The 25,126-nt window shown below is 39.3% G+C and carries 21 protein-coding genes, 1 tRNA gene and 1 other RNA gene; 6 read left to right on the top strand and 17 right to left on the bottom strand.

The genetic code is table 11. The features are described from left to right. Nucleotides 1-5 precede the first annotated feature (5 nt). The 11 genes from EDC17_RS04570 to EDC17_RS04620 form a co-directional block, all read right to left on the bottom strand. Nucleotides 6-596: a riboflavin synthase gene (locus EDC17_RS04570; protein WP_132776970.1), complete on the bottom strand. Its 591-nt coding sequence runs from the start codon at nucleotides 594-596 to the stop codon at nucleotides 6-8. Between the two features lie 693 nt (nucleotides 597-1,289). Further along, nucleotides 1,290-1,361, bottom strand: a tRNA-Arg gene (locus EDC17_RS04575). 51 nt (nucleotides 1,362-1,412) lie between these two features. Further along, a complete protein-coding gene (locus EDC17_RS04580) occupies nucleotides 1,413-2,009 on the bottom strand; it encodes a hypothetical protein (protein WP_132776971.1) in 597 nt (198 codons plus the stop codon). Nucleotides 2,010-2,023: 14 nt separating this feature from the next. Then, the gene (locus tag EDC17_RS04585) at nucleotides 2,024-4,324 is read right to left on the bottom strand and encodes a TonB-dependent receptor (RefSeq protein WP_132776972.1); all 2,301 of its coding nucleotides are present in this window, start codon (nucleotides 4,322-4,324) and stop codon (nucleotides 2,024-2,026) included. A gap of 187 nt (nucleotides 4,325-4,511) precedes the next feature. Then, nucleotides 4,512-6,161, bottom strand: a complete 1,650-nt coding sequence (locus EDC17_RS04590) for an ABC1 kinase family protein (protein WP_132776973.1) — start codon at nucleotides 6,159-6,161, stop codon at nucleotides 4,512-4,514. Nucleotides 6,162-6,488: 327 nt separating this feature from the next. Then, complete coding sequence (locus EDC17_RS04595) at nucleotides 6,489-7,499, bottom strand: hypothetical protein (protein ID WP_132776974.1); 1,011 nt, start codon at nucleotides 7,497-7,499, stop codon at nucleotides 6,489-6,491. Nucleotides 7,500-7,555: 56 nt separating this feature from the next. Further along, nucleotides 7,556-7,933, bottom strand: a complete 378-nt coding sequence (gene crcB, locus EDC17_RS04600) for a fluoride efflux transporter CrcB (RefSeq protein WP_165894363.1) — start codon at nucleotides 7,931-7,933, stop codon at nucleotides 7,556-7,558. Nucleotides 7,934-8,047: 114 nt separating this feature from the next. Next, nucleotides 8,048-8,731 (bottom strand): ATP-binding cassette domain-containing protein, encoded by a 684-nt coding sequence (locus EDC17_RS04605; RefSeq protein ID WP_132776975.1) that lies wholly within the window; start codon nucleotides 8,729-8,731, stop codon nucleotides 8,048-8,050. After that, nucleotides 8,716-8,988, bottom strand: a complete 273-nt coding sequence (locus tag EDC17_RS04610) for a hypothetical protein (RefSeq protein ID WP_132776976.1) — start codon at nucleotides 8,986-8,988, stop codon at nucleotides 8,716-8,718. Before EDC17_RS04610 ends, EDC17_RS04605 begins: the two co-directional genes overlap by 16 nt. Nucleotides 8,989-9,103: 115 nt before the next feature. Continuing rightward, nucleotides 9,104-10,942 carry a UbiD family decarboxylase gene (locus EDC17_RS04615; protein WP_132776977.1) on the bottom strand — a complete coding sequence of 613 codons (1,839 nt, stop codon included), beginning with the start codon at nucleotides 10,940-10,942 and terminating at the stop codon, nucleotides 9,104-9,106. 63 nt (nucleotides 10,943-11,005) lie between these two features. Continuing rightward, nucleotides 11,006-11,866 carry a Rossmann-fold NAD(P)-binding domain-containing protein gene (locus tag EDC17_RS04620; protein ID WP_132776978.1) on the bottom strand — a complete coding sequence of 287 codons (861 nt, stop codon included), beginning with the start codon at nucleotides 11,864-11,866 and terminating at the stop codon, nucleotides 11,006-11,008. Nucleotides 11,867-12,048: 182 nt separating this feature from the next. On the opposite strand from EDC17_RS04620, the gene EDC17_RS04625 reads away from it, so the two are divergent. From EDC17_RS04625 to EDC17_RS04640, 4 genes are all read left to right on the top strand, one after another. Further along, the gene (locus EDC17_RS04625) at nucleotides 12,049-13,230 is read left to right on the top strand and encodes a deoxyribodipyrimidine photo-lyase (protein ID WP_132776979.1); all 1,182 of its coding nucleotides are present in this window, start codon (nucleotides 12,049-12,051) and stop codon (nucleotides 13,228-13,230) included. A gap of 138 nt (nucleotides 13,231-13,368) precedes the next feature. Then, nucleotides 13,369-16,107: a 2-oxoglutarate dehydrogenase E1 component gene (locus EDC17_RS04630; protein ID WP_132776980.1), complete on the top strand. Its 2,739-nt coding sequence runs from the start codon at nucleotides 13,369-13,371 to the stop codon at nucleotides 16,105-16,107. A gap of 64 nt (nucleotides 16,108-16,171) precedes the next feature. Beyond that, nucleotides 16,172-17,410 (top strand): 2-oxoglutarate dehydrogenase complex dihydrolipoyllysine-residue succinyltransferase, encoded by a 1,239-nt coding sequence (gene odhB, locus EDC17_RS04635; RefSeq protein ID WP_132776981.1) that lies wholly within the window; start codon nucleotides 16,172-16,174, stop codon nucleotides 17,408-17,410. A 227-nt stretch (nucleotides 17,411-17,637) separates the two neighbouring features. Further along, on the top strand, nucleotides 17,638-18,009 hold the full coding sequence (locus EDC17_RS04640) for a hypothetical protein (RefSeq protein WP_132776982.1): 372 nt from the start codon (nucleotides 17,638-17,640) through the stop codon (nucleotides 18,007-18,009). A 41-nt stretch (nucleotides 18,010-18,050) separates the two neighbouring features. On the opposite strand, the gene EDC17_RS04645 is transcribed toward EDC17_RS04640, so the two are convergent. Beyond that, nucleotides 18,051-18,575 (bottom strand): GNAT family N-acetyltransferase, encoded by a 525-nt coding sequence (locus EDC17_RS04645; RefSeq protein ID WP_132776983.1) that lies wholly within the window; start codon nucleotides 18,573-18,575, stop codon nucleotides 18,051-18,053. A gap of 170 nt (nucleotides 18,576-18,745) precedes the next feature. On the opposite strand from EDC17_RS04645, the gene EDC17_RS04650 reads away from it, so the two are divergent. Beyond that, a complete protein-coding gene (locus EDC17_RS04650) occupies nucleotides 18,746-18,949 on the top strand; it encodes a hypothetical protein (RefSeq protein ID WP_132776984.1) in 204 nt (67 codons plus the stop codon). 67 nt (nucleotides 18,950-19,016) lie between these two features. On the opposite strand, the gene EDC17_RS04655 is transcribed toward EDC17_RS04650, so the two are convergent. The 5 genes from EDC17_RS04655 to ygiD all read right to left on the bottom strand — a co-directional run bounded on the left by EDC17_RS04655 (nucleotide 19,017) and on the right by ygiD (nucleotide 23,315). After that, the gene (locus tag EDC17_RS04655; protein WP_132776985.1) at nucleotides 19,017-19,970 is read right to left on the bottom strand and encodes a glycoside hydrolase family 43 protein; all 954 of its coding nucleotides are present in this window, start codon (nucleotides 19,968-19,970) and stop codon (nucleotides 19,017-19,019) included. 107 nt (nucleotides 19,971-20,077) lie between these two features. Beyond that, nucleotides 20,078-20,419 (bottom strand): Rieske (2Fe-2S) protein, encoded by a 342-nt coding sequence (locus EDC17_RS04660; protein ID WP_132776986.1) that lies wholly within the window; start codon nucleotides 20,417-20,419, stop codon nucleotides 20,078-20,080. Between the two features lie 722 nt (nucleotides 20,420-21,141). Next, nucleotides 21,142-21,509: a transfer-messenger RNA gene (ssrA, locus tag EDC17_RS04665) on the bottom strand. A 57-nt stretch (nucleotides 21,510-21,566) separates the two neighbouring features. Then, nucleotides 21,567-22,280, bottom strand: a complete 714-nt coding sequence (locus EDC17_RS04670) for a class I SAM-dependent methyltransferase (RefSeq protein WP_132776987.1) — start codon at nucleotides 22,278-22,280, stop codon at nucleotides 21,567-21,569. A gap of 141 nt (nucleotides 22,281-22,421) precedes the next feature. Beyond that, nucleotides 22,422-23,315 carry a 4,5-DOPA-extradiol-dioxygenase gene (ygiD, locus tag EDC17_RS04675; protein WP_132776988.1) on the bottom strand — a complete coding sequence of 298 codons (894 nt, stop codon included), beginning with the start codon at nucleotides 23,313-23,315 and terminating at the stop codon, nucleotides 22,422-22,424. A 378-nt stretch (nucleotides 23,316-23,693) separates the two neighbouring features. Between ygiD and EDC17_RS04680 the strand changes: the two genes are divergently transcribed. Beyond that, nucleotides 23,694-25,013 (top strand): ammonium transporter, encoded by a 1,320-nt coding sequence (locus EDC17_RS04680; RefSeq protein WP_132776989.1) that lies wholly within the window; start codon nucleotides 23,694-23,696, stop codon nucleotides 25,011-25,013. The last annotated feature ends 113 nt before the right edge of the window (nucleotides 25,014-25,126 follow it).

Below are 25,126 nucleotides of genomic sequence, written 5' to 3' on the forward strand. Positions count from 1 at the left end.
GGCTCTTAATTTCTAAGAGCCATTAATTTTGCAATATACTTTCCGACAATATCAAATTCTATATTGACCGTCGTACCTACCTGTACCTGCTGTAGATTGGTATGTTCAATGGTGTACGGAATTATCGCCACAGAAAATCGGTCGTTTTGTGAGTTCACTACGGTCAGGCTGATACCATTGACAGTGATTGATCCTTTTTCTACGGTTATATTATTTTGAGAAGAATCGTATTGAAAAGTGAATAACCAGCTGCCATTTTGATCGATACGCTCGATACATACTGCAGTCTGATCGACGTGCCCTTGTACGATATGACCGTCAAATCTACCATTAGCTTGTGTACAGCGTTCTAAATTGACAATATCTCCAGGATTCAAAGCACCTAGGTTTGTTTTTTGTAATGTCTCGTCGATAGCAGTTACCACATGTTGATTGCCTTGCACATCCACGACAGTCAGACACACGCCATTGTGCGATACACTCTGGTCAATCTTTAGTTCGTTGGAGATTGCCGACTCTATATGAAAATGTATATTAGACTGATCGCGTTGAATCGATTTTACGACGCCCAGTGTTTCGATAATACCTGTAAACATATTTTAGTTTTTTACAAAAATACGCAAAGTAGAGGAGAAGGTCTAGTGCTGGGATGATTTTAAATAGAAGCAAAAAATCAATAATTTTATGATGTAATTAAAATGTTACAATGCAATATAAAAGTGATTATTCCTGCTATTATTGATTGGTCTATTGCGATAGGTTGATAGCTAAAACCATTGAAACTAGCTCATAAAATGAAAAAAAAGCCATTTGCAATTTCATATCTATAGGTGAAATTTTTATGTAAATTTAATTGTTTACAAGTGTGCAATTATCAAAAATATAATAGATGTAATTTTTTTTTCGGAAAGTATTTGTAAAAGTGTATAAAGTACACTATCTTTGTGTCATCATAATTTAGGTTTATAATTGGTTATCGAAGGTTTTCATTCTCCCCGTTTGAAAACCTTTTTTTTCTGCTTAGAAAGTAGCAGTTTATAAACTTATAGGTAATAATTTTATTTGTCGACAAAATAACATTTGGTATATACAATATCAATTACTTACCTTTGCATAAGGTTTAGGTTGATTTACCTCGAAAGAGGTTTTTAGGAGCCTAAGAATTCGCTCGAATTTCTTAGGCTTTCTTATTTAATATAGATTAGCCAAAACGACCTCTTTTCCCACAGTCTATTCAGTTCCTACAAAATTAAAAAAGCCCCCTTAGTTAACTAAGAAGGCTATGTATGTACCCGCGGCGGGAGTCGAACCCACATCGGCAGAACCGGAATCTGATATTCTATCCATTGAACTACGCAGGTGTATCCCGCAAAAATATAATTTTTAAGCGAAACTCAAATTAGTTTTTAATATTAATGTTCGTGATCTTCTTCCACAAGATGCGCATCAAAGCGTAAGTCCAGGTCAACCTCACCTAATTTGATGGAACTGTTGTTCCAATCTGATGCTTTAAGTTGTTGTTTGGCGTTGGAACTCAAATGACGCATAATATAGTTCAATTGCAGCGTGTTGCTTGCTTTTTTAACGGTAATATATGCCGTGATTCCTACATTATTTTCGTCACCGTATTCAAAATCCAATACGCTGTCGTCTGCTCCCAATAAAAAGGCCTGATGATTATCCGCGCGATTCAAAAATGTTTGTTGGGATTCACGACCATAGAAGTCTGTCGTCTTTAACTCTAATTTATATGTCTCACCCACATGCAAGTGTAAATGTGCGCCGACTTCTGGCTTATAAGAAGGACCTTCAAATTTAATACTGCTGGTTTCTTCTCCTACGATAGGTGTGTAGACCGTTTTTCCATCAATTACTTCTTTCTCCACGGGCGTGAAAGTCAATGTTGCCGTGCTTAGTTGCTCCTGATCCACTTCAGGTACTGGATCTTCTTTTGTACATGCCGAAAATGTGAAAACGCTGATAAGTGCTAATAAAATGTAGTTTTTCATGATTATAAATCGTTTTAGAATGTATAGTTAATTTTAAGTGTTGTGTTTCTTCCTATGCTGTGGCTGTAATACCGAAATCTATCCAAATAGTCTTTGTATGCAGTGTCGAATATATTTTCTACGGATAATACGATGCCTAAACTTCTTTCTGCCTTTAATCTCCAATTGCTGCTGGCAATTGCATCAAAAGTATGGTAACTCGGTGGAGGTGGAGCGAAGTCTGAATTCGGCTCATACCGCGTCTGACGTGCTTGATATTGATGCTTCAACTTGATATAAGCTGTATGAGGTGTTTCACTGGCAAACTGATACTTCACAGCATGCTGAAGTCGTTCTGCGGGAATATAGGGCAAATAACTATCTTGTGATACATTTCTGGCGCGAACAAGAGAGAAAGCAATATCATAACTCCATGATGGGTTCAATTGCATGGCAGTTTGCAGATCTACGCCGTAGAATAATGCATTGTCCTGTTGATATTGAAAAATAGGAAAGGTTCCGCGAATAGTCTGACGTACAGAATCGGGGTTGGGCTGGCTGTAAATAAAGTCGGCAATACGTTGGCCGAAAATATCTGCATTGAGATGCAGCCAATTGTTGCTATAAGTGAAGGTATTGACCCATTTCAGCCCTTTTTCACTTTTTAAATTAATATTTCCTATTTCATATGTTCCTGTGCCATGGTGTATTCCATCGCTATACAATTCATTGGCAGAAGGCGCTCTCCAAGCTAAGGATAGGTTGCTTTTCCAGAGCAACTCAGGCGTTAAGCGCCAAGTATTTCCCAGAACGGCAGAAACATTATTGAAGTTCCTTTGATCCTGGAGAAGAAAATGTGGAATCGATCCATCCTCTGCTATTTGGTCATAAGCAAAGCGATATCCGGCTGCGTCAAAATATTTGTAATCATACCGTACTCCCAATTCAATATAGTTGCGGCCATAGGGAACTTTATGGCTAGCGAATACGGCAACATTATGATTGTCAAAATTTGGGATAATAGGTGTTGTGCCCGTTCCCGTTGTATTGTTGTTGACTTGTGTGGATCCGAAGATACCAACTTGAGTATTGGAAGTCTGGTATACAGCCTCCATCTGTTGTGTGGTCAATACCATATCAGCCATGGGTGTATTGTCGGATTCCACCCGGCGAAGATCATATTCACGACGATGGTTTTGCTGTATACTATAGTATGTCTGTATTTTACTGTTGTCATCAATCTGGTACTGATAGGTCAGTTTCGCCAATTGATGGCTCACCCTTTGTTTAGGCGTCAAAATAGAATAGGAGAAATCGTATGTCTCTAATGGTCTTCCATGCGCTATACGTGCAAATATATCCTCTTTTGTAGCTGTATGGGCACCTTGGAATATTCCGAGTTCGGTTCCAAAGTGGCTCGCATAAATGGATATATCATTTTTTTGACGTTGGTATCGGACTAGGACATTACCCTGTAATTCATTCTTACCAGTGTTGCCAATGATATAATCAGGAGTGCGGAGACTACCTGCTTTCAATGCTGTTAGCCCGGAGCGATAAGAAAAATGATTTTTCCTGCCTTGGATTTGGCTGTTTAAATATCCGCCTTTTCCATTGCTATGCGCTCCCATATTTATGGACCCACTAAGGGATTTATTTTGCACTATTGGCGCATCCTCGAGTACGATAAGTCCCGCCAATGCATCAGCACCATATCGAAGTGCTTCGGCATTTTTTAAAATTGAAATTTTCCCATGCCCGAAAGGATCAATTTCCGGAGCATGATCCAAACCCCATTGCTGGCTTTCGTGCCGCGTACCCTGGTTCAATAAAATAATACGATTGCCGTATAATCCATTAATCATGGGCTTGGCGATGGTGTTTCCCGTGCGTAGTACATTAACCCCAGCGATATCAGCCAAAACATCAGCCAGATTTTTGCCCTGTGATTCTATACGGACATCTGCTTGTAAAGTATGTGCCTGATTTGTCGGGCTTATTTTCTCAATATTGACTTCCTCAAGGGAATTGAATTTAGGTATCAAATAGATCTGGACGATGCTGTCTTTGACTAGATCGACGCTGATTTTGTGCGGCTGATAGGCCACATGAGAAATGTCTAAATTCAGCGTTCCTGAAGACAATCCCCGAAATTGAAACTCACCTTTATGATTAGACAACACAGTAACTTGATTGCCTATGCCTATATGCGCATGTGCAACTACTTCTTGGCTAACTGCATTGATGATTTTACCAGTGAGCTGTAGATTGGATTGCGCGTTTGCGGTAATAGCAATCGTAAAAATGTATATAAGTAGAAGTATGTGTCGATTCATATATTCTGTTGCATTGTACTGCGCAACAAAATTATAACAAATGCATCAATGTTGCAAATTAAATGCATCAATGTTGCAAAAAGATTTTTCAAAAAGTTTACTTCTTCGGTTTATTGACTCACAATTGTACTTCTGGGGTAGTAAAAACAAAAGATAGAATCTTCTGAATGAGAATATAAGTTGAATATTAGCTATTCAACTTATATTTCTTCAGTAAGAGTATTATAAACACCAATAGAGCAAGCGTAAATAATATCCATGAAAGCAGTGAGATGCCCCAATAGCTTGTCTGCTCGAGTCTAGTTACAATGCACCCCCCGATAAATAAGGAAGAGGAAACCCAGAGCATACGGTTTAAGGAGTTGTTTCTAAGCTCTTGAGCTCTATATTTTTCAAATTCACGATGCTGCACATCCACCTTAAATTCCCCTTGATTGACCCGGTCAATTATCGAAGAAAAAGGTTGAGGTGCTGAGTGGAGCAATCTGCGTATTTCCCAAAGTGTGCCCACATTATCTTCCAATATTTTCTGAGGAGAGATACGCTGTGTCGCAATTTTACTGATGTAGGGCTTCACTTTATCCACAATATTAATGCTCGGCGATAATTCCCGTCCGATGCCTTCCATCAAAACGACACCTTTGACCAGCAAATACACATGTTCGGGCATAATGATGTTGTTGTCATTTAGCAGATGGGAGAATTTGCTGAAAAGAGCTCTTATATCCAATTCTTCGAGCGAATGAGTATTAATGATGTCCAACATCTCTTGGAAAGCTCGCATGAGCAGCTTTTCATCTTGTATGTCTACGTGCAAAGCCATTTTTTTGAGGGTATTAACCAATCGCTGCGCATCTTTATAAATAAAATAAACGACAAAATCCTCCAGCAAATCTTTGTCATTCGGAGACATTTTGGCTACTGCCCCCAAGTCGATGAATGCAATTTTGCCGGATGGCGTGACAAAGATATTTCCAGGATGTGGGTCGGCATGGAAGAAACCATGCTCCAGCATTTGCTTCAAATACAGATTAAAGCACTTATCCAGGATATCTTCAGGATGCTGCTGCTGCGCGATAATGGCTTCTTTATCATTAATCTTGACCCCATCAATGAAGGATATACAAAGCAGATTGTCATTGCTCAATTCTGGATATACCTGCATGGTTATGATATCGGGATTCTCCCTAAAATTGCGGGCAAAAAGCTGAATGTTTTTTTGCTCATTGATGAAGGAAAGCTCTTCTTGCAAGCTCTTGGCAAAAGCGTCAAACACATGTTTAAGATTGATTTCCCTAACTACAGAATAATAGTTGGTAAGCAACTCTATGATGTCCTTCATCAGAAGGAGGTCCGCATGTACGATATCCTTGATGCCCGAACGTTTGACTTTTAGAATGACCTGTTCGCCCGTCTGCAGTTTAGCTTTGTATGTTTGAGCGATTGAAGCAGACGCAATCGGCGTATTGTCTATTTCGGAGAAATAGTCTGGCACAGAGATTTGTAATTCACTCTCGATGTGCGCTATTAAATCAATCTCTTCCGGCAGCACATTGTCCTGCAACTTTTTGAATTCTTTAATTAAAGCTATAGGAAATAAATCCTCACGGGTAGACAGCGTTTGTCCAAACTTGATGTAGGTCGGTCCCAACTCTTCGATGGCACGCCTTACCCGCTCATAGAAAGCAGTATCTTGAATATGTTTATTGTCGCTGCCTTCAGCATTGTTGTTGTCCAGTTTGGCTTTAAAATCTTCAAATCCATATTTCGTAAGGATCTGCATCAGCTTGGCAGCTCTCTTGATTTTTGCTTTTTGTCTATCTAATATGCCCTCCATTATAGATGCGATTGATTTATACTAAAATACAATAATTCAGACAAGGATTATGTCCTTTTCCCTGATTTCTTCCGTTTAAAAACACGTAGATGGAATTTTTAGTTTTTAAAGATTTTGGGATAAGTATTCTAAAACTCACAGCAACTCCCATACAAACACTTAAAATGTCGCCTCACAAAATTTCACGAAAGAGTAGGTATAGTGATACATTGTTGTGAAATTTTTAAGCGACGATTTTTTGAACACTTTTTTTAAAAAAAGTGTTATGCCTCCGCGGCATAGAGCGGAACAATATAAATATTTGTGCTACTAAAAGAACTTTTTGTATTACTTCTTCCAAAGCGATTGATCAAATCGATAGCGAAGAGTAAAGGCCTGTTGATTATCCACACCACCTTGACGAAAATGGAAAGAAGCGGTAAATTTACCATCAATATGCTTTCCTTTGAAAGGTATCCAGCCCAGATCTAATCGATTGTATTTATCACGGTGATAGAATGAATCGCCATAGGGTAAATTGATTGCATCGCCCAAATAAAGGGTATTGTGCACAAAGAAATTTCTGTAACCAAGATGTATATTGTTAATAAAGGCTTTGCTTTGGTTGCTGTAATCTGTTCGTACACGGTCAAACCCCAATACTGCACCTGCATCCACGGTCAACGAATCCAAGAATGTATTTTCACTAAAATCCAGTCCTAAGCGCAAAACAAGTACCGCATTGTCCTGAATATGCACATCAGGATCTTCAACGCTTGTCAGTGCATTATGGTACAGTGCTCCATCATTCGCTAGATAAGCTTTTCCAAATTTGTAATGCCCGGATATACCGACTATAAATCTTTCCCTATTTGCTGTACCTTGTTTACTCAACCAGTCAATAAAAACCGCTTGATGGAAGGTTTGGCTTTTGTAATTAAAATACATGCCTTCGATATTGGGCCGATCATAGTGTAGGGTATCCGAGAGCACAAGTAAGGGTATGTTTTTTAGTTTTTCGTGTCGCGGAATGAATCCAATGCCAAAATCAATGCGCTCTGTATTGTAATTATAGTAAGCTATGGGGTTAACTTTCTTTTTGTTTTCAGAATTAATTCCAAAATCTTGATTATAATGTATTCCTCCTACAACTTGGTGGGTTTGATCCAGCTTAAGGTAAAGTTGAGGCGAAAGTGTTGTTCCAAAAAACGTTTTATCGATAGTGTGAGGTGCTTTGTACTCTCTATTGTCAGCATATCCAAAGAAATCGATTTTAGTCCCCACTTCTTGGGCAAAAACTTGAGCTGAACAGGAAAATAAAAAAATAAGTATGGTGACTCCGATGTATGATAAATTCATGTTTTATGGTTTTGACAAAAATAGAAAAAGTTCACCTAAAAAATTAATCGTGCTTTTCAGTACCATTTGCAGATATTAAGCCCTAACCACATGGCTAATAGTCCAATAAAAATACTTGCACCGATATATAAAAATGCTGTCAACGTATGGCCCGATTGAAATAAATGTATGTTTTCTGCGGAGAAAGCTGAAAATGTTGTATATCCTCCACAAAAGCCCGTGATGAGCAGGAAATTCAATTGCGGATTCGACAAATACTGTCGTTCAAAAAGTCCTAATATCAACCCTATTAGCAAACATCCCACGATATTAACCACAAATGTGCCTATAGGAAACGTCGATTGAAAATACTTATTCAGAAGAAAGGAAGTAAGGTAGCGACATATACTACCAAGTCCGCCTCCAAGACCCACCAGAATAATTGTTTTTATCATGATTATATTCGTGTTATGAGGTTGCAAATAATCCTTACGAATATAAAAAAACTAAGCAATAGGATGCGATATAATTGTGTGATAGGGTTAATCTGTGAAAGTTCTAGTTATTTCCTACTCATCAAAAGTTCCTTCGGGCACGTAAAACGTTTCTAAATCTTTCTTCGTATGTATGCTTCGGCATCCTCCATTCTGCAGTAGAACAATTCTGCTGGCGATATCCAACACGGAATTGTAATGGTGATCTGATATAATAAATCCTTTGTCTGGGAGATGGGTACGGATGAGCTGCTGTATTTTTTCTTTCATATGCGGAGCTACCCCAGAGAAAGGTTCGTCCAGCAAGTAAAAGTCAGCATCCTGCTGAAGCAGCAGCATGAGTTCCAGATAGCGCTGTTCCCCTACAGAAAGTTCCGCAATTTTTTGATTAATTACTTTTCGGATTATTTCATCTTGTGATAGAGTTTCCCTTTTGCTAGCGTCTTTGATCATTAAGCGAATTACTTGCTTCACATGTAGATAGCTGGGCATAAATTTATGCTGAGGTAGATAGCAGACTTCTTTCGATAGATAACCTTTGGTATAACGCTTGTCGTTAATCTTTATATATCCAAAATTCGGTTTGACGGTGCCAAATATGATTTTCATTAACGTGGATTTGCCGCAACCATTTCTTCCCAGTAAGGCTACAACTTCCCCTGCATGACACTGGATGTAGACACCCGTCAGCACGGGTTCAGAAACATCATAAGAAAACGCGATTGAATCTGCGTACAGTTGTTTTATAGTACCGTCCATAGTATAGCATAGCCTAAGAGTCCAAAGAATAAGTTGATAAAGAAAGTTCCCAATATCATGCTGGACTTGCTGTAACCAATATTAAGGTATAGAATCCAGCTGTTACGATAAAAATATTGATAAAGAAATGCGGTGCAAAAGTATCCAAATGTAGCAAATACAAAAGGGTAGTAGGTTGGATTAGCAATACTCAATACCGCAGAAATAGGGATATTGACAGGTAATAATTGTCGATAGGCAAACCAGTAAATTCTCATAACTTTAGGTGAATGACCTTAAGTTATAAAAATGCATCACGCGATTTTATTTTTTCACAATATTTAACACAAATACAAAGAGCCATCGGGTGAGGATGGCTCTTTGTATAATAAATTATATTATTCCTTGCAGAGAAGCGCCTTTGACGCCTAAGCGTTCAATATTACGCTCCACGGTTTCATCTTTTATTAAGTCAGGTGCATGATGCGGTTTGCGTCGCGCATCGATAATGACCGGACCTTGACATCCCCAATGTTTGAATTGGGTGAATGACTTGATGCCGTAAATATCATATGCAGGATTAGATTTTGTAAATGTTTCCCACACAAAATTGTTTTCATTGGCACTTGCAAAGTCTGCATTGTTGACTAATACAATCAGTTGAATGCCTTCAAAATTTACGTACTTAGCTGCAGAGGTCCAATCTTCCAACACCTTTTCCTCGTTTGCATACGTTGTAAAATCGGCACCTTCTACGACCAAAATTCCCGGTAGGGCCAGTTTGGCTTTGTTGAAAGGTCGCGGTAAGTCGAGGGAGGCAGAAATCTCTTTGGCCAATTCTCTTTTTTTAGCACCCGCAGCAGCTATTACCACCTTCGAACCCGCATTCAACCCATCACCCGTATAGTCTAAGGTATCGATAGTGGTATTGGTTTGAAAATGCAGATCACGGGTCAAATCGATGCGTTCCAATATATGTGTGAAAAATCCTTCTACATCATGAATATCCAATTGCGGATTATCTTCTGCTGCCGCAATAAATAAGTATTTCGCTAGGCTCAATTGATTTTTACCCAATACTTGATTGGCGATGGTAAGGATTTCCTGTGGTCTTTGGACTTGTTGGTAAGGTGTGTATGACTCACGGCCAATAGCAAATAAGAGTGGGTGTACGCCTGCTGCATCGACGGCATGTACGGCTTTTAGGCCATTAATTTCCTGAGGAATAGCAGAACCTGTAATCTCATGTATCAAAGCGCCAAAGCTCGTGTCTTCTTGCGGAGGACGTCCTACAACGGTAAATGACCAGATAGGATACTTTTTATGGTACACATTGTGCACCTTCATTAGTGGGAAATCGTGAACCAAGCTGTAATAACCGATATGATCCCCAAAAGGCCCTTCGGGTTTATTCTCATTTGGATAGACCGTTCCTGTTATCACAAAGTCCGCATCTGCGGAAATACAGAACCCTTCATCATCGTAGAAATAGCGGAAGCGTCTATTACCCAGTGCACCTGCAAAAATCATTTCGGAAAGGCCTTCTGGCAATGGCATCACCGCAGATAATGGATGGGAAGGAGGACCTCCTACGAAAACACTCACTTTTAGCGGTTTGCCTAAGGCATTGGCTTTCTGCTGATGTACACCTATTCCGCGGTGTAACTGATAGTGCAGACCGATCTCTTTATCCTGTACATAGTCATTTCCAGATAACTGTATACGGTACATACCTAGATTGGCTTTCATAATGCCGGGCTTGGAAATGTCTTCGGTGTATACTTGAGGCATCGTGACAAATGCTCCGCCATCCATGGGCCAGTTGACTATCTGAGGTAGTTTACTGATTTGTGTTTTGCCATAGAGAATCGGGGCTCCAGACTTTTTTTTCCAGGGAAGCGCACCTAAAGCTACAGCCGAGGAACCGATATATTGAAAGGGATTTTTAAGTACGGCGGTAGGATCCATTTTCACATCAACCAATTTTTTGATGTGGTCTAGGGTGTCCCGAAACATGAATTTCGAGCGTTCTAAAGTACCAAATAAGTTGGATACAGCTGGAAATTCAGAACCTTTGATGTTCTCAAATAACAAAGCAGGACCTTGGGCATCGTATACACGCATGTGTATGGCTGCCATCTCCAAATGAGGGTCTACTTCTTCTTTGATGCGTACTAAATGACCGTGTTTTTCTAAATCAGCTACACAGGCTGCTAAACTAGGGTATCCCATGATTTTCGTAGTCTTTGTGAACTACAAAAATAGCAGATTATTTGACTTTATCGGTGATAGACGTTAAATGCTTTCTAAGGCTGACCACCTGATAGGCGAAGTAACTTTTTTCCATTTGAAATTATCCAGGTCTTCCCGTTCACACAGTTCGACGATATATTGAGCGTACTGATCGTAGGGGATACCGGATAGATACTTGTTGCACCACTTCACTAGCGGCTTATTATGGATAGGCACGATGGTATGTCTTTTATTATTCCCATACTTCTCCTCATACAACAACATAAGCTCTTCGAGTTCATAGGTTTGATTTCCCGAAAATTCAATGTTAGTATTTATATATTGCACAGACCAATCCGTTTTGCGCAGCCAGTCCATTAGATCGGGTAACTTAACAGGATTAACTTGAATTTTTTTGTGAGGTTTGTAAAGATAGATAAAACGCCTTTGAAGCATTTTGCGCATAAACTCTTCAAAGGAAGTGCCTTGACCGATAGCAATATCTTTCAGCACGATGGTGTAATTAACTTCCGTTTCTTTAAAAAGTTTTTCTACCGCCCTCAGGTATTTACGATCATAGATGGTACCTATATATACGATGCGGTTGCAAGCGTTGCGTTGTGAAAACTGTATAAAATTACGAAGGGACAGCAACTCATAATTGGCACCCACGTGATCATAGAGCTCGGGTGACTGGGTGAAATAGAAAGCCACCTCGCATTGAGGTAGTGTGAAAGTTACTTTATCGGGATTATACCGTATCATATCTAAATTATGCAATTGTGCATTGACCTTGCCTTTGATTTTTTTTGTCAAAAGATGGGCATCCCGCACAATACCGTGGACCAAGTTGTGATCGTCTTGAAGATATATTAAACTCGATTTTCCCAAATAGGAGTTAAGTCCACAAACTAATATATTCATTTCTATTCCCGCACTAATTTCATTTATAATTATAACCTCAGGTTGCCTTATTTTGTTTTTCCAAATATTGTTAGAATTGTGTAAATATTGGATATGTTTTGAATCTTTATCGTTATAAAACAATATCTTTACGAAGTAACAATTCTAGATCTAGATCTAGGGGGACTTCGCAAGATTTTATAATGAGTAGAAAGGTAATATTAGTTTGGTTTCGAAATGATTTGCGTATAGCTGATAATGAAGTTTTGCACAGTGCCGTAGAAAAATCCGCTTTTGTAATTCCTGTTTATATTTTCGATCCCCGCTATTATGTCCAAGGTAGACAGGGTTTTAAGAACACTGGGGAGCTGAGACATGAGTATATCGTACATTCAGTAGCCGCATTAAAAGATAAACTCCAATCGCTGGGAGGTGATTTGTTAACGTATGAAGGCTATCCTGAAGAGATACTTCCCCAATTGGTACAAAAGTACGAGGTGGATGAGGTCTACCACCACCGCGAAGTCGCACAGCGCGAAACGCGCATTTCCGAAATCGTAGAAGAATCATTATGGCAAGTGAAGCGCAATTTGCGTCATTTCATCGGTCATACCTTGTTTCATAAGGAGGATTTACCTTTTCCTATACGCGATATTCCTAACGACTTTAATACATTTAAAAAGAAGGTAGTAAAGGAAAGTTTTGTACGCGCATGTCTACCGGACTTGCAAAGTATTTCCATACCACCACATCTCGAAAAAACGGATTTCCCTTTTCCACTTCAATATGATATTAAGGATTATGGCGAAGGAGCAGCTCAGGAAGCATTAAAAAATGTGCTTTCACATCCCGATAATCGCAAAGACTTGTATACCACATTATCACCGTATTTGGCACTGGGTGTGTTGTCGGCAGCAGAGACCTATCATTTTTTAACCAAACATGAGTCCGTGCAGAACAAAAAGAAAATAGCGCATATTGTGGATGGGTTGTTTTGGCGGGATTATTACAGATTCATGGTCAAGAAATTTTCCAACTGCTATTTCAAAGATGAGAAGGAAGCGGAGAGTAATGAAGCAGTAATTCAATCTTTTGTCCAGGCACAAACAGAAGATGAATATGCGAATACATTGCTTACTAAGCTGCATGATGAAGGGATGCTGACACGTGCCGAACGGGAGTATGTGGCATTGTATTTTGTATACGAACTGAATCAACCCTGGTTGACAGGTGCAGCATATTTTGAGCAGCAGCTCATAGATTATGCGCCCGCTACGATATATGGGTATTGGTCCCACATTGCGGGGCAGGGTACCAGCGTGAAAAACAACCGATCAGAAGAGAATTGGTTAAGAATTAAAAAAGCTAAAAAGCAAGAGGTTTAATGGAAAAATTATCCATAAAAGCCAAAAATATTTCTGCTACCAAACTTTGAATTTTGTAAGGCAAAATCTTCAATTTCAATACGAATAACTGCTTTTTTATTGCTAAATTTGGCAAATTATTTAGACGATAACAAAATAATGGATAAACTTACATATTTGAGTAACGCCGATTCAAGCTACATTGACGGTTTATATCAAGCCTACAAACAAGATCCAAATTCTGTAGACTTTGGATGGCAAAAATTTTTCGAAGGATTTGAATTTGGTCAGAGTTCTGAGGGCGTAGTGGTTGAAGATGAGAATGTTTCAGAACACGCGCTAAAAGAAATCAACGTATTGAATATGATTCACGGTTATAGAGACCGTGGTCACTTATTTACAGATACGAATCCTGTACGTGAGCGTCGCAAGTATTATCCAGGCAAAGAGTTGGAAACATTTGGTTTGTCCGAGTCGGATATGGATACGGTGTTTAATGCAGGTATTGAGATCGGCTTGGGTCCCGCTAAATTGCGTGACATCCGTCAGATGATCGAAGAGACATATTGTCGTTCAATCGGTGCGGAATTTAAATATATTCGTAATCCAGAAAAAATTAAGTGGTTGCAAGACCGCATGGAAGCAGATCGCAACAAACCGAATTATACGGTAGATCAAAAGAAACGCATCTTGCAAAAAATCAATAGAGCTGTCGTTTTTGAAAGCTTCTTGGGTACAAAATTCTTAGGTCAAAAACGTTTCTCTCTAGAAGGAGCAGAGAGCTTAATTCCTGCATTGGATTCTGTTATTGAAAAAGGTGCTGACTTAGGTGTTCAAGAATTTATGATCGGTATGGCGCACCGTGGTCGTTTGAATGTATTGGCAAACATCATGGGCAAACCATACAAAACTATTTTATCTGAATTTGAAGGTAAAATGTACAAGCAAGAAGATTCTGAATTGCAATTTGGTGGTGACGTGAAATACCATTTAGGTTACTCTTCAGATATCAAAACGGATAGCGGTAAAAGTATCCACTTGTCATTAGCACCGAATCCATCTCACTTAGAAACTGTAGGTTCTATCGTGGAAGGTATCGTACGTTCTAAAATAGACATGAAATACGATGGTGACTCTTCTAAAATTGCACCTATCTTAATTCATGGTGACGCGGCTATCGCGGGTCAAGGAATTGTATACGAATTGACACAAATGTCAAAATTGGATGGTTACAAAACAGGTGGTACTATTCACATTGTAATCAACAACCAAGTTGGTTTTACGACCAACTATAAAGATGCCCGCTCAGGTACGTATTGTACAGATGTAGCTAAGATTACATCTTCACCGGTATTCCATGTGAATGGTGATGATGCTGAGGCGGTAGTATATGCGATTAATCTAGCGGTAGAATACCGTCAAAAATACAAAACTGATGTATTCATCGATTTATTGTGTTACCGTCGTTTTGGTCACAATGAAGCGGATGAGCCTAAGTTTACACAACCTCTACTTTACAAATTGATTGAAAAACATGCAAATCCAAAAGATGTGTATGCGAAGAAATTGATAGAAGAGGGGTCAATCGATGCAAATTACGCTAAAGAGGTAGAGAAAGAGTTCAAAAACTATCTACAGACACAATTGGATGCAGCGAAAGCTGTTGAAGTGTTGGAAGATGAGGTGCCAATGTTTGGTGGAGCTTGGAAAGGTTTACGTCCAGCTAAAAAGGCTGATATTTTCAAGGAAGTTGATACCAAAGTTGACGATAACACATTCTTGTCATTAGCAAAAGAAATTACTTCTCTACCTAAAGAGAAAAAATTCTTCCGCAAGATTTCTAAATTGTATGAAGATCGCGCAGCGATGATCGATAAAGATTCTTACGATTGGGCGATGGGCGAGTTGATGGCGTATGCGACTTTATTGAATGAAGGCAAACGCGTACGTATTTCGGGTCAGGATGTGCAACGTGGAACATTCTCGCACCGTCATGCGGTATTGACTTTAGAAGATTCAGAAGAGAAATATGCACCATTAGCACAAATCAAAGGTGGTGACAAATTCAATATTTACAACTCCCTACTTTCGGAATATGGTGTTCTAGGTTTCGAATACGGTTATGCTTTGGCTAATCCACAAGCTTTGACAGTATGGGAAGCACAGTTTGGTGACTTCTACAACGGAGCACAAATTGTTGTCGATCAATATTTGAGTTCGGCAGAGACCAAATGGAAACGTTCGAATGGTCTAGTGATGATGCTTCCTCATGGAATGGAAGGTCAAGGTCCAGAGCACTCTTCAGGCCGTATCGAAAGATTCTTGGAGCTGTCTGCAAATGATAATTTGATCATTGCTAACTGTACTACACCGGCCAACTATTTCCATTTATTGCGTCGTCAATTGGTACGTGATTTCCGTAAGCCATTAGTGGTATTTACACCGAAATCATTGTTGCGTCATCCAAAAGTGGTTTCTAAATTAAATGATTTTACAAACAGCAACTTCCAAGAAGTAATTGATGATGCTGCGGTAAAAGCGGCTTCTGTAAAACGCGTATTGTTCTGTTCAGGTAAGATCTACTACGAATTATTGGATCGTCAACAAGCTGAAAAACGTACAGATGTGGCTATCGTTCGTATCGAACAATTGTATCCATCACCAGTAGAACAATTGAAAGCTATCCGTAAGAAATATAGCAAAGCAAAAGAGTTCATCTGGGTACAGGAAGAGAATGAAAACATGGGTGCATGGCCTCATTTCTGCCGCAAGTTCAGAAGAACAGATATCGAATTTACCGATGTCATCGCTAGAACAGAAAGCGGAAGCCCTGCAACAGGCTACATGAAACAACATGTTGCGCAACAAGAAGCAATTATTAATAAAGCATTTGCATAAACAAAAATAAAAGACTGGCGTTGTAATAAGTAATATTGCAACGTTGGTTTTAACGAATAAACACATGAGCTTAGAAATCAAAGTCCCTACAGTAGGTGAATCAATCACCGAAGTAACATTAGCCCAATGGCTAAAACAAGATGGCGATTACGTCGAAATGGACGAGAACATTGCCGAATTGGAATCAGACAAAGCTACATTTGAATTGCCTGCAGAGAAAGCTGGAATTCTTCGTATCATCGCACAAGAAGGTGATACGTTAGAAATCGGTGCTGTAGTATGTACCATTGAAGATGGTGATGCTCCTGCTGGTGATAAAAAAGCTGACGCTCCTGCAGCTGCAGAATCTGCTGCTCCAGCGGCTAAAGCAGAAGAAGCATCAGAAAATCCTGACTCTTATGCTGCCGGTACAGCTTCACCTGCTGCCGCAAAAATATTAAGAGAAAAAGGAATTGATCCTTCGACAATAAAAGGTACGGGCAAAGAAGGCCGTATCACTAAAGAAGATGCAGAAAAAGCACAAGCTAAACCTGCAGCTCCTAAAGCTGAATCAAAACCAGCAACTTCAGCTCCAGCGGCAGCTCCTACAGCAGTAGCGGGCGCGCGTAATGAGCGTCGTGAGAAAATGAGTTCACTGCGTAAAACTATCGCTAAGCGTTTGGTGTCTGTGAAAAATGAAACGGCTATGTTGACTACATTCAACGAAGTGAACATGCAGCCTATCATGGATCTGAGAGCAAAATACAAAGATATTTTCAAAGAGAAACATGGCGTAGGTCTTGGTTTCATGTCATTCTTCACCAAAGCGGTGACTACAGCATTGAAAGAATGGCCTGCAGTGAATGCACGTATCGAAGAGAATGAAATCGTTTATTCGGACTTCGCAGACGTTTCGATCGCTGTATCAGCACCTAAAGGATTGGTTGTTCCTGTTATCCGTAATGCGGATTCACTTTCATTACAAGGTATTGAAAAAGAAATCATCAATTTAGCGACTAAAGCTCGTGATAATAAATTAACTATCGATGAGATGACAGGCGGTACATTCACTATTACAAATGGTGGTGTGTTCGGTTCGATGATGTCGACGCCAATCATCAATGCGCCTCAATCAGCGATCTTAGGTATGCACAATATTGTACAACGTCCTATCGCTGAGAATGGTCAAGTGGTAATTCGTCCTATGATGTATATCGCATTGTCGTACGATCACCGTATCATTGACGGTCGTGAGTCTGTAAGCTTCTTAGTACGTGTGAAACAATTGCTAGAAGATCCTGCTCGCTTATTATTAGAAGTATAATTCTATCGCATGATAAAGTAAAGCCTAATCAAATTTTGATTGGGCTTTTTTGATGCAATATTTTATTGTAGCTAATGCTAGCTAATTCTTTAAATTCTAGTGAGTTATAATTTGTTTTTCATAAATGATTTATTATATTTAATATATCTATATATGGATAGGGGAGTTATTAACTGCCCAAGCTAACCAAAGTCCATCACATATTATTTTGTGCTAATTTCCGCTTTATGAATAAACTTATTCTTGTAGAAAGTATTGAGTTGGGGAACTTGGTAATTCAAGGTTTTATTGTTGATAAAGGTAATAATGTATTATCCTATTCTATTTTCGTAAGTGGGTTCGAAGAGCCGTTGATTGATATGTCCGTAGATGTAGAAAAGAATGTTCATATATCGGTCAACAAAAATGCCGCTCAATATATTAATTCAAAGAAAACACAGGATAAGAAAAAACGGAAGGAATATTTCAAGCAATTTTATAAGTATATTCTGGAAAGTGAAAAAAGAGCCTCTTATATGGTTTTCAAAAAACAAAAACTCAATTATATCCGAAACTCAGCCGATTTATTAGAAATAAAAAAAATGTACATCAGCGATTAAAGTGCCTTTCGTATCCCTTTAATATAACTAGCTTTATTCTCCTATTCAGTAAACACTTTCTCGAAAGCCATTCGCACATTATCTCCCCTGAAAGTCACTTCACCACAATACGCATACCCTAAGCTTTCGAATATTCTCAACATCGCGAGATTGTCGTAATTCGTATCAGCTTTGATGCTAGTGATCTGCTGCTGCCGCGCTACATCTTCAATACACAACAGCATGTGTTTGGCTAGTCCTTTACCAAGATAATCATCATGTATGGCGACACGGTGAAATACAATAAAGTCACCCTCCGTCAGCCATTCACCCTTTAATCGAGCATACTCGGGCTCATCATTGAGTAGTGCGGCCGTATAGCCAATAACCTTGTTGCCCGCGCACAGTACATATCCCACACCTTTTGCGATATCCTGAGCGATGACCTCCTGATTGGGGTAGCCGTTTTGCCATTGTAAGCTTCCTTCAGCTTTGCGCCGTTGTATAGCTTGTACAATAATTTGCCACACAGATTGCACATCTTCTGATGTTGCTTTCCTAAAATCATATATGTCGTTGTTGCTCATGAGTAGATATGTTTCGCTCTTTTTGATTTATATACCTATAAAATTAATCATCTTGTGTCAAAGTTTTATATGGAGAAAGGTTCGCTTATAGCTAAAATTTATGTATGAGGGTTTCCCGTAAGGATTATACACTTCTTTTTACGAAATTTATACAGTTTTAAAGAGCTACCATGACCAATTTACCGACGAACATTAACTTTGATCTCTCCCAACTGAAGGCTGTCTATCAAGAAGGTAAGCATGTTATCATTGAATTAAACAACATGAAAATTAAAATTTATAATTCCACGTTTACTTCGAGTGAGATATTAGCCCTAATCGCCAAGGATGGCAATTTAAATGTAGAGAATGGATTTAATAGTAACGAATTTTAAAATATATTTCGGCTTTTGTCAAAAAGCCGAAATACTAAAGGTTGAGTAGGAGCGAGGTAAGAAGCCTTTATTTTAACGGATGCTTGACGCCCGTGAACGTCATCTTAACAGGCAATATCTTACCATCTTTGTCGAATTTCATTTCCTCAATACAGGTCACCCGGTCATGTGCACTTGTCTTGCCTAAGGGCCTACGGTGATATACAATGTAGTATTTATCTTCATTAGGTACTTTGATGATGGAATGATGACCAGCACCCGTGGCTACTTCGGGATCTTGCTCTAGAATGGTGTCGATGCGTTCAAATGGCCCCAGAGGATTGTCAGCAATAGCATAAGCCACTTTATACTCTGGACCCGTCCAGCCTCCTTCAGACCACATAAAATAATATTTGCCATTGCGAATAAACATAGTAGGTCCTTCTACATAATCTTTAGGGGTAACTTCCTTGTAGTAGCTTCCATCATCAAACGGAAGGAGTTTCGTGAAATCATCACTCAACTTGACCACGTTACAGTGTTTCCAACCCCCGTAGTACATATAGAAAGTCCCATCTTTATCCCTGAACACATATTGATCAATTGGCTGTGCGCCGTTTATATTATCATTGATGAGCGGTTTGCCCAATAAATCTTTATAAGGACCCTCTGGGCGATCTGCTACCGCCACACCGATGCCACCCAGTTCTCCGGGATGTACATCATTGGCTGCAAAAAAGAAATAATATTTCCCCTTGTTCTCAATAACTGAAGGAGCCCACATTGCACGCTTCGCCCATTTTACTTCTTTATTATCCAGAATATTGGGATGCTTGGTCCATGTCACCAAATCTTTAGACGAAAAGGCGTCAAATTTTATCTGTTCGTCATATGGCGCAGAGTAGGTCGGATAGATCCAATATGTATTGTTATAAATAATGGCTTCCGGATCGGCATAATTGCCACTAAAGACTGGGTTTTGTTGACTAAAAGCATTTAGCGAAAGAATCAAAGCAAATGCCCCTAAAATAGATTTTCTCATAATATTCATGGATTCGTGTTTATCTGGTCTCTTAAAGATACAATCTTAATCGCATTTACCGTATATCCAACGGTAAAATATTATTTACAAGAAGGAAGAAGGGATGCTTACTTCAGCAATGAAAGACATTTCTGCCATAAACTTTGAGGAAGTTGGATGTAAAGTTCGTTGTCTCGCCATTCTAATGGATACACCCGGACGGCATTGTACTGACCAGGTGCGCCCTTGCCTATGGATAGATCAAAATGATGACGATGATAAGGACATACCAACTGCCCTTGTTCGCACCAGCCTTCCCCCAAATTGGCGCCAGCATGCGGGCATTTCGCGGAGGTAGCATACCATTCGCCATGATCATTCACCAAGCAAAAAGCTTTCCCATCTATCCGCAAAAGTTGTATTGCCGCTGATGAGGTTAACGCTGCTGAAGGTATTTTGTGCCATTTCATATGCATAAATATAAGGAAATGAAATAGTCTTGTTTGTGTTTTCTTCTGCATCAGATTGCTTTAATTGAGTATATTTATGTTGTATGAGTACCCAGGAGTAAGGGAATCTATTACTACCTATTGGCGCAGATTGAAGTGTTTTATGTGAATAAAGTTAAGCATAAGACTATATCCAGCATGGTAATGTATCGTCCTATGGAGAATGTGTTCAATTGCAGGATATTCTTTTTATAAATCGGATTATATAGTTTTTGTAAGTTATTGTGCTTAATTGAAATAAAATTTTGTATGAAGATTAGCCTTATATGGTAGTATATAACAAACTGTCGTTAAACTCAAAAAAGATATATGTCCGAAGGGGACCTATATCTATTTAGAGCTCACTGACACAGTTTGCTTTACACTTCCTCGTTTATAGATTTTAATACTTCATTATTATTGTTTTTGGGAGTATTAAAATAAGATACCAAATCGAAATGTATGTTTATCTATCTCTTCAGCTTTTCTATAATCTTTGGTGAGAGATTGAGCGCGATTTCTTTGCTAAAAGAAATTTTACATTTTGTATAAACTAATTTATTTACCTCATTTAAAGTTTCTTCTTCAAAGAGATAATAAAATGGAAGATTTGTTTTATCTGTAATCATATTTAGGGAGAAATTGCTACCTATTAAAAAATAAAAAGGTTAACGTTCTATAAATAAGAAGTTAACCTTTTAAATCTGTGGAGTCGGAGGGATTCGAACCCTCGTCCAAACATAGTATGATTTACGCTTTCTACATGCTTAGCTTCTCTTTGATTGTCGGGAGAGGGAAGGTGAGTCGCTTACCTATACCATTCTCCGTATTTGCTGGGTCTCATCAGTGCTTAGCAAAATCACACTGACCAGTTCTATTGTTCGATGCCCCGAATGTTAAACCAAAGAACAGGATCTAACGGGACAAATAGCTATGTTAAGTCTAACTTAAGCAGCTAAGGCGTAGTTTTCTTCGCCAGTTATAAATGTGAAAGTTCAGATTAAAGTGCTCTACTAACAACGCACTGCATGCTTACATAACCATCGCTATCCTGTCAATTCCGGTCGACCCCTGATAATTATGTGCCTGCAAATTTACACAAAAAAATGCGTCAATCAAAGCTATTGCATTATTTCACGCGACCTACTCTAAAAATTATTGGAAAAATCACTCGTCTTACTTCCGCACTGCCCCAGGCCTTTTGCAAATCCTCGTGTATCAGATCAATGGGATTGGTGTTATTCTTGTCTTTGTAATGCTGAACGGCAGAACAGGTATTAAGGTAGCCCAACAGATGTTCAAACTTCCACAGTTTGATGTTCTGTATTGCCGGGGTTTCCAATTCACGAAAAGGAAAGGCAATATGCTGGTATCTGTTCTCGAGATGTTTGCGTTCGGCATCCCAATATTCACCTATTATATTTTTGTAAAAGTAGCGGATTACTGCGTCAATCTCTAGCGTGATATTATTCAATTCATACCCAATCATGGCGATAATGCTATTGGGTTTGCCTACACGTTTCACTTCTTCATTAAATTTGTCGATGTCAAACCAATGCACCGCCTGTGCTACGGTGATAAGGTCAAAGCTGTTGTCCGGAAAATTGGTTTTTTCGGCGGGTTGAATCGTATAATTGATGTTTTCTGTTGCGAAAGCATGTTCCAGCTGCTGGCTGCTGATGTCCGTGGCTTCTACACGTACAAGCTGTCCATTTCCTGTGCCGCAGTCCCATGCAACTGATTTATCATTCAACAAAGGATAGATAAAATCAAATATCGCTGCAGGGTAATCTGGCCTATACTTGGCATAATGCTCCGGGGAAAATGAAAAGTAGTCCTTCATAAGTCAAACCAATTAGTCTATTAAATTTAACTTATTTTAGTCGTATTCTCAAATGTCCCTTATTTTCTGCCTGTATGATCAGTTACTTAACCCCCAACGGTCTTCTTATCAATCGGTATAAGCACAACAAGCCGATATGGTTTAACCGATCTTGAAAGATGTCATAGTCAATGACCCACCCAATGCTTTATCATTAAAAATTGACAAGTCCTCATCCTTTTCCTGCAAAGCAAGTGTATAAAGCATTGGGAGATAATGCTCCGGAGTCGGGATAGCCAGTTGAAACGCTTTGCCTTGATTATGGTATTCTATCAAAGGATTATGATTTCCGGATCGGAGGTGCTCTTTGATTGTTTCGTCTACCTCGCGTGCCCAGTCGTATGCGTATCCCACACTATTAAGATGCTGCCAGGATACCATGCGGAGATTGTGCACCATATTGCCACTTCCTACGATCAATACACCTTTGTGGCGTAGTAGGGCTAGCTCTTTGGCTAAGGCATAATGGTAAGCCGGGGGCTGTCTGTAGTCAATGCTCATTTGAATGACAGGAACATCAGCCTCAGGGTATAAATGTTTGATAACAGACCAAGCGCCGTGATCCAATCCCCATTTATCATCCAGATGCACATCAGTAGAAGTGATAATTTCTTTGGTCAATTGTGCGAGCTCAGGGCTGCCCGGAGCAGGGTATTGTACGTCAAACAGCTCTTGCGGAAAACCACCGAAATCATGTATTGTAGTAGGCATATCCATGGCTGTGACATAGGTGCCCGGGGTTTCCCAATGCGCCGACACGACCAATATGGCCTTAGGTTTTTCTATATCCTTTCCAATTCGTCTAAATCCTTGCACAAATTCGTTTTCCTCAATGGCATTCATGGGGCTACCGTGTCCTAAGAAAAGTACAGGCATACTGGTGGAATTATCCATATCTAATGAAATGCTATGCAACTTATTTAGTTTGTGTATGCCGCCTTTTAATAGGGAGGTCTGCGCATCTGCTGCGGTTGATGGAGAATTTAGAGGATTCATTTACTATTTAAATTTCTTGTTTTACAAATTTCCATATAAAAAACAATATAGTAAATAGACGAATTTCTGCGGATTGTCATAAAATATGGCTAGTAATTGAGGAGGAAATAACTAATTCGGCTTATAAACCTTATTTATTTTTCGAAAAAGTATAAAAAATGAGTGTTGCACTAGCTCTTTTGGGCTGTTATTTGATTTATTTATGAAATAATTAATCTATTTATTGCTGTTTGTTGGGGTTTTGTTTTGACTTTTGATGTTTAAATTTTATATTTTATAGCATTTTAAAGAGAGTTTTAATAAAATATTAGAATTTACTTGTTTTTGTTGTGAATTTACTTTTATTTTGAGGTATTAAATTAAATCTAACCAAAAAAAATGGAAACTGGTCAAAAAAAATCAATTATTCCACTACTTGTTGTGGTAATTCTTGTGGTTTTGTGTTTATTTAACCCTTCTCTTCCGGATCCTTCAAAAAATATTGAATATAATGGGGCGGATATTGCTTGGATGTTGGCTTCGACGGCACTTGTTCTTATTATGACACCAGGTCTAGCGTACTTTTATGGTGGAATGGTGAAGAAAAAGAATGTAATATCGACCATGCTCCAAAGTTTTATCTGTATGGCGGTAGTTGCAGTGCTATGGGTGGTCTTCGGATTTTCTTTAGTATTTGGTGACTCCATCGGTGGGGTAGTCGGCAATCCGATGACCTATTTCATGTTTGATGGTGTGCTGGATGGAGAGCCTTGGCCTGGTGCGCCTACTATTCCTTTTACGCTATTTGCGATGTATCAATTGAAGTTCGCTATCATCACACCGGCACTGATCACTGGCGCTGTTGCCGAGCGTGTCAAATTTACATCTTACGTATTATTTATTTGTTTGTTTTTCGTTTGTATCTATGCGCCATTAGCACACGCTACTTGGCACCCCGAAGGTCTTTTGTTTAAGCTGGGCGTGCTTGATTTTGCTGGAGGTACAGTAGTGCATATGTCGGCGGGTTTGACAGCTTTGGCGGCCGCATTATATATGAAGCATGGACGAGAATTTAAAGAGCATACCCCTGCACGCATTACCTATGTGCTCTTGGGGACGGGGTTGCTATGGTTCGGTTGGTTTGGTTTTAATGCGGGATCGGCCTTCGGTGCTTCACAATTAGCCGCTACAGCCTTGGCAACGACTTCTACAGCTTCAGGTGCTGCTGCCTTGACATATATATTCTTCGATGCGGCGAAAGGGATTAAGCCTTCAGCCATGGGAGTATGTATTGGAGTTGTTGTGGGGTTAGTTGCTATTACACCTGCTGCCGGATTTGTGAGTGTGCCCCATTCGCTGGTGATAGGAGCAGTAGCGGCCGTAGTGAGTCGATTGTGTATTGAATGGCGTACTAATTCGCAAGTGGACGATACGCTGGATGTCTTTCCAAGTCATGGTGTAGGGGGGATGGTGGGAATGATTATGACGGGGGTGTTTGCGCACAATTCCATCAATAGCGCCGTAGAATCTAATGGGCTTTTTTACGGTGAGACTAGCTTGTTTTATGCCCATATAATAGGTCTGATCGGAGCGAGTGCTTTTACCTTGATCGTTGCTTTTATCTTATTGAAAATAGTAGAACTCATTACGCCATTGCGTGTGAAAGAAGAGGATGAACTTGTCGGATTGGATATATCGCAACATGGTGAAAAATTATAATATACATTAAAAAAATCCCTCCTCAATACTATCTAAATTATGATTTACTCGGCTAAAGTAATAGCCGAGTAATTTTTTTGCGATAAAAATGACCTGTGTAGCTACAGTAGTTT

This window comes from Sphingobacterium alimentarium, assembly GCF_004342685.1.
GTDB lineage: Bacteria > Bacteroidota > Bacteroidia > Sphingobacteriales > Sphingobacteriaceae > Sphingobacterium > Sphingobacterium alimentarium.